At 56.2% G+C, this 5,816-nt stretch carries 3 protein-coding genes and 1 pseudogene; all 4 read right to left on the bottom strand.

Going from position 1 to position 5,816, the window contains the following annotated elements:
• Positions 1-1,935 (bottom strand): heme lyase CcmF/NrfE family subunit (locus tag V6C16_RS06770; RefSeq protein ID WP_333542930.1); only part of this gene is annotated, 1,935 nt, incomplete at its 3' end.
• Positions 1,936-2,059: 124 nt separating this feature from the next.
• Entirely contained in the window at positions 2,060-2,473 is a 414-nt protein-coding gene (locus tag V6C16_RS06765; protein ID WP_333535150.1) for a cytochrome c maturation protein CcmE, read from the bottom strand.
• A gap of 392 nt (positions 2,474-2,865) precedes the next feature.
• Positions 2,866-4,524 (bottom strand): sensor domain-containing diguanylate cyclase, encoded by a 1,659-nt coding sequence (locus tag V6C16_RS06760; RefSeq protein ID WP_333535148.1) that lies wholly within the window; start codon positions 4,522-4,524, stop codon positions 2,866-2,868.
• A gap of 541 nt (positions 4,525-5,065) precedes the next feature.
• Positions 5,066-5,704, bottom strand: a pseudogene (locus V6C16_RS06755) (SIS domain-containing protein); the annotation flags it as partial.
• Positions 5,705-5,816: the final 112 nt, after the last annotated feature.

Below are 5,816 nucleotides of genomic sequence, written 5' to 3'. Positions count from 1 at the left end.
GGCGTCCTCGTCTTCCAGGCCATCGGCCAGTTCCGCAGCCTCGACGGCATCGGCGGGCTTGCGGCGGCGCAGACCCAGCAGGGGTACAAGGCACATGAGCGTGCCGCCTATCCACAGCCAGTTGACAAGAGGTTCTATGCTGAGCTTGACCACCACATGAGAGTCTTCATCAAGCCCCAGTAACGAGGCGTACAGTTCGTCGCCGAGGCTCGGAATCACGTCCACCTCGGAAAACTGCATGCTGCCGAATTTTTCGTACAGGCGGCGCTCCGGCGCTACAATACCAAGTTCCTTACCGTTTTTGTCGGTGATGCGCACCTTGGCTGCAATGTATTCATAGCCGGGGCGGCTGCCTTCTTCCAGTTCAAGCAGGGTGGCCTTGTACTCGGCCAGGGTATGGGTCTGACCCACGGTGAAGTGGATGTCACGCTCAATCTTGTAGGGGCCGGAAAAGGCAATGCCGAGCGCCATGAGCGCCATGCCGAGGTGCGCGCCCAGAGCGCCCAGGCTGTTGGGCTGGCGACGCACAGACCGGTCGGCCAACTGAAAGACCACGCCCGTCAGAACCGCCACGGAAGAGGCTGCTCCAAGCAGGGCCGTGGGCTGACGGTAGCCCATGAGCCAGATAGCCGCGCCGCTGACAATAAAAGCAGCCACCACGGCAAAAAAGGCTTTTTTGTTGCGCACGCCGCCGCCCCAGCCAAGCCAGGGGCAGGCCGCCATCATAAGCATGAGCAGCGCGCCCAGGGGCAGGCAGACGCGATTGTAAAAGTTGGCGTCAAGGCCACGCGGCGCGGTAGACCACAGCTTGCTGATGACAGGCCACATGGTGGCTACAAGAATAATACCCGCAAGCGCCAACAGCACCCAGGCCACAAGGGTCAGAAAGCCCTCGCGGCTGTCCAGGCCGGACAGGGGACGGCCCCTGCAGGGGCTTGTCAGCGGAACCCACAGGGAAACAGCCAGTCCCGCCAGAATAAACAAGGTCAGGGGAGTTCCCACGCTGCCGTCGCCAAAGGCATGCACGGAATCGATAACGCCGCTGCGGACAAGATATGTGGCGAAAAAGGCCGAAACCGTGGTCAGGGCCATCATAGCCACGTTGACGCGCCCAAGCTTGTTGCGGCGGTCTTCGACAATAAGGGTATGCAGGGCTGCGGAAGCGATGAGCCAGGGAATGAGTGAAGCGTTTTCCACCGGGTCCCAGGCCCAGTAGCCGCCCCAGCCAAGTTCCATATAGGCCCACCACGCGCCGAGCACGATGCCGGCCGTCAGGAACAGCCAGGCCAGAATGATCACCGGGCGCGAGATACGGAACCATTCCCCCTCGGTGTCGGCCTTGCCTGAAAGGGCCTGGGCCAGAGCAAGACAGGCGGGGATGGTAAAACCGCCGTACCCCAGGAAAAGCAGGGGCGGGTGAATGATCATGCCGGGGTTTTGCAGCAGGGGGTTCAGGCCGTTGCCGTCAGCGGGAACAGGATTCTGGAGCATGAAGGGATTGCTCCAGTTGGTAAGGATAAGGGCAAAAAAAGCCATGATCGTATAAAAAAAGGCCCAGTACCACAGCCGCGTGGAGCGGCTGATACCCTTATAGGCGCGCGTACATGCGAAGAGAGAACCGCTGACGCCCACGGCCAGCGCCCAGAAAAGCATGGAGCCGGGCTGCCCGGCCCAAAAAGCCGTAAGCCGGTAAAAAACCGGCAGGATGCGGTCCGTGTAGCTGGCAACGTACTGCACCTGAAAATCAAACCAGAAAAGCGCGTGCAGCAGTATGGCCGAAGCAATGAGCAGCGCGCCGCTGACCGCTATATGGGCCTTTTCAACAAGACGCAGGGAGTCTTCACGTCCTTGCCACAGTTGCAGCAGGGCCAGACCGCCGCCGCCCAGGGAGGCGAGCAAGGCCAAAAGAAGGAGGGCAAAGGCAAAAACGTACATGTAACTCCTTTTACCGGCCTCGTGGACCGTGCTGCGGGGTCATGCGCCATACCGGATACGGCAGCGCGCCCCATGCGCGATGTGTCCGGCAATGCCGGGCCTGTTGTTCCATCAGGGGCTGACGTCAGCTCTGGCGATTTTCTTTCTGATATTTGGACGGGCATTTGGTCATGAGGGTTTTTGCCACAAAGTGGCCCTGGGCGTCCATGCCGCCTTCCACAATGACCTCGGCGCCCGCCTTGAAGGTATCGGGGACGGTTCCGCTGTAGCGCACCTTTATGGACTGACCGGCATTGTCCTTGTCAGCAAGAAGAAAATTGACTCCGGTTCCCGACGCGGACTTTTCAATGCCGTCAGGGGCGACCGTGCCGAAAAGCCGGGCGGAAGCCAGCTTGTCCGGCGTGGCGGCCTGAGCTTCGGAAACATTCAGAAAGTAGACGCTGTTTTCCGAAAAGCCGGAATACACCAGATAGCCCACGCCGCCAAGAAAAAGCAGCAGCGCCGCTACATAGATGCCGGTATTTTTTTTACGGGCCATGATAACCTCATTGCTGCGGCAGACGCGCTTTGCCGCGTAATCGGCTTTTGCAGCGCCGAAACCCCGACGCTGCAACCATGCCCGCATGGCGCGGGACGGTATGCGCTGTTTTACGGCTAAGAATCTAGACCATTTCCGCCAATCTGACAAGGTGATAATATTTCCTGTTAAAAGGGCAGTGCAGGGGCTGGCGCGGCTTTTGTGATGCTGTCACAGGCAAAAAGCCGCCGCGGGCATGCGGGGCCACCATGCCGCAAGTCACCGAGGGACAGGCCGCACGCGCCCAGACTGCAAAGTATACCTTAAAACTCGGATAGATGCGCAGAGTACCGCAAGCCAAAGCCCTCGCAAACGGCCCCCTTCCCCGCAAAGACTCCTGACCGGGGCCAGCCCTAGTCTTCCTTCACCGTACCGGAACTGGACATGACGCAGTTTCTCTGGCGTTTGCCCTCGTAAAGATAAAAATCCGCCTCTTTGATAAGTTCGTTGAACGCCTTGCCCCTGGTGTATTCCACCACTCCCAGAGTGATGGTGACATTGATGATCGTCGTTTCTGTGCGGATGGGGGTTTGCTCCACGGTCTTGCGCAGCTTTTCCGCCAGCGTAAGGCCATCCGCAAGGCCGCAGGAAATAGCCAGAATAAGAAACTCCTCGCCGCCCCAGCGGGAGGCGCAGTCTTCATGACGGATATTGTTCTGAAAAATTTTCGCAACGGAGCGCAGCACCATATCGCCCGCGTCATGCCCGTAGGTGTCATTCACAACCTTGAAATGGTCGATATCGGCCAGCACAAGGCAGAATTGCAGTCCCTCACGCTGCGCGCGCGAAAGTTCCTCTTCAATACGCTCATACATGGCGCGCCGGTTGAGCAACCCCGTAAGAAAATCATAGTAGGCGACGCGCTCAAGCTTGTTGTATGCCTCGTCGAGCTTGTTTTTCTCTTCCCGCAGTGCGGTTTCGTCTTCCTTAAGCTTGGCAATAAAGCCATCAACCATGCCCGTCAGGTGCCGCTCGAAAAAAATCATCAGAACGGCGTACATCAGGGCCATTATGGAGATGATTCTGACAAAGGAGAGTATCTGGTCATTGAATGCGCTCCGGAAATCGTCTTCACGCTTCTGTACGATGGAATCCATATCGTCGGTATAGATGCCCGTACATACAATCCAGTTAAACGGCTTGTATAATTTTGCGTATGTGAGCTTTTCACTTATCTCGTCAGAACCAGGTTTTTTTGCATAATAGGTTAAAAATATCTCTCCGTGCGCAACAACGCCTTCCAGCTCTTCCTTGTACGGCAGGTTGCCCTTGATATCCGCCATTTCTGTGGACAGGGACATGCCCTCGGTATCCGGCTCGCCAACATGCACGGCCCGCACGGCATAGCCCGGGCCGCCGCTGTAGTTGTGCACCTCATTGATCCATACGTACTGGTTAAGAGAAAACCGTACGCTGCGGATAATGGCCTTGCAGCGTTTTTTGGCGATTTCATCCACGGCCCAGTCCGTACCGAAAACAACAACTTCCCGGGCCCCCCCAATCTGCCCCACAGCCCAGACAGGAAAATCCGTTGACGGCTCGGTCCGCCCCTTCATAAGCCGCTCCAGCAGCAGATGGGCGAGGTCTTCTTCATCCGTCCACAGAATTTTCTTGGCGGCCCTGTCAAAAACAGCAAGACCAATGCCTGGCATATGCAGGGCGAATCGTGTGGTACGCTTGCTCGTCAGGGGGTCAAAAGCCTCAACTATATTGCTGGTGCTCATGCCCAGTGTGCCGAGCATAGCGCACAAGGCTTTTGCCATGGTCTGGTATTCCGCATACACAGTGGTGCGCATGGCGCTGATTTGTGCGTCGAGCCTTTCCACCCTTTCCACAAGGGACTGTTTTTTCTCTGAAAAAATACGGGATTTTGATTCCTCGACCATTTTGTCAAACTGATCGCGCACCGAAATGAAATACGGAATTGACAGGGCCACCGACATCAAAATCAACGCCAACAGCCCAGTAACATAATAAAATATACGGATTTTTCTTTTTGCCAGTTTGTCCATGGTATGTCTTTGCCGGAGTGGGCAGATTGGAGGCTCCAAAAAACCGTCATTTTTTTCGGAGCGCTCAGCCAGTATAGCCAAAAAATTCTACATAGGAAAGCAGTCTTGAATGCTCTTAACGACGCATGGCTGCCCATTTTCATGCCGGAAAACATAAGGCAGCCTTACCGTGAAACGACGCAAAAAAGCCGACCCGGAGATTCCGGGTCGGCCATATATATCAAGTTATTCTTATAGAGCAGATTAACTTTGAGAATATACATTCTCAAAGTTTAAGACACGCTCACTTCGGCGTTTAACCGCGCAGATAAACTGCGCTTACGCCTCCGTAGCGAACGTCTGCTCACGCAGCCGTCCGAGCAATTTCAAAGTGAAATTGCTCTAGAGCAGATTAACTTTGAAAATGTACATTTTCAAAGTTTAAAACACGCTCGCTTCGGCGCTTAACCGCGCAAATAAATTGCGCTTACGCCTTCGCGGCGGGCGTCTGCTCGCGCAGTCGCCAGAGCAATTTCAAAGTGAAACTGCTCTAGATTACGCGCTATTCAACCGTAACGCTCTTTGCCAGATTGCGGGGCTGATCCACATCCTTGCCCAGATAATCCGCAGTTTCATAGCTGAAAAGCTGAAGCGCGGGCAGAGCAGCAAAGGCAGAAAGCGGCGCGGGCAGTTCGGGGATATCCCACCGGTCCTCGACGTCCAGTTCCACACCCTTGTTGGTGAGGGCAATAACCTTGCCCTGACGGGCCTGCACTTCCACCATATTGGACTTGACCTTGGGCAAGAGCGCGTCATTGAGGGCCAGGGCAAAGGTGGGAAAATTCGGATCAATAAGGGCGATGGGACCGTGCTTCATCTCGCCGGCGGCATAGCCTTCGGCGTGGATGTAGGAAAGCTCCTTGAGCTTGAGCGCACCTTCCAGAGCCAGCGGATAGCAGTGGCCGCGTCCGAGATAGAAGAAATTGTGCACCTGCGAGTATTTGCGCGCGATCTCCTTGGCACGCTCGTGCAGGGCGGGCAGATTGTCGTCCAGCAGGGCGGGCAGGTTTTCAAGCACCGTGAGGTGCTCACGGCATTCCCCGGCAGACAGGCAGCCCTTGCGCACGCCCCAATAGAGCGCCATGAGGGTCAGCATGAGCATCTGGCTGCACATGGCCTTGGTGGATGCCACGCTGATTTCCTCCAGATTTCACAAGTCCCTGTAACAGCTTAATGTTTTTTGTTTTTTCCGGATGCCCATAGGGGTAAGACCACCACGGGCGCAAGAAGTCAAGCATGCCGCCGGAGGTGCT

Source organism: Desulfovibrio sp. 1188_IL3213 (assembly GCF_036763145.1).
Classification (GTDB): Bacteria; Desulfobacterota; Desulfovibrionia; order Desulfovibrionales; family Desulfovibrionaceae; genus Desulfovibrio.
This window is presented reverse-complemented; position numbering and strand designations above follow the sequence as displayed.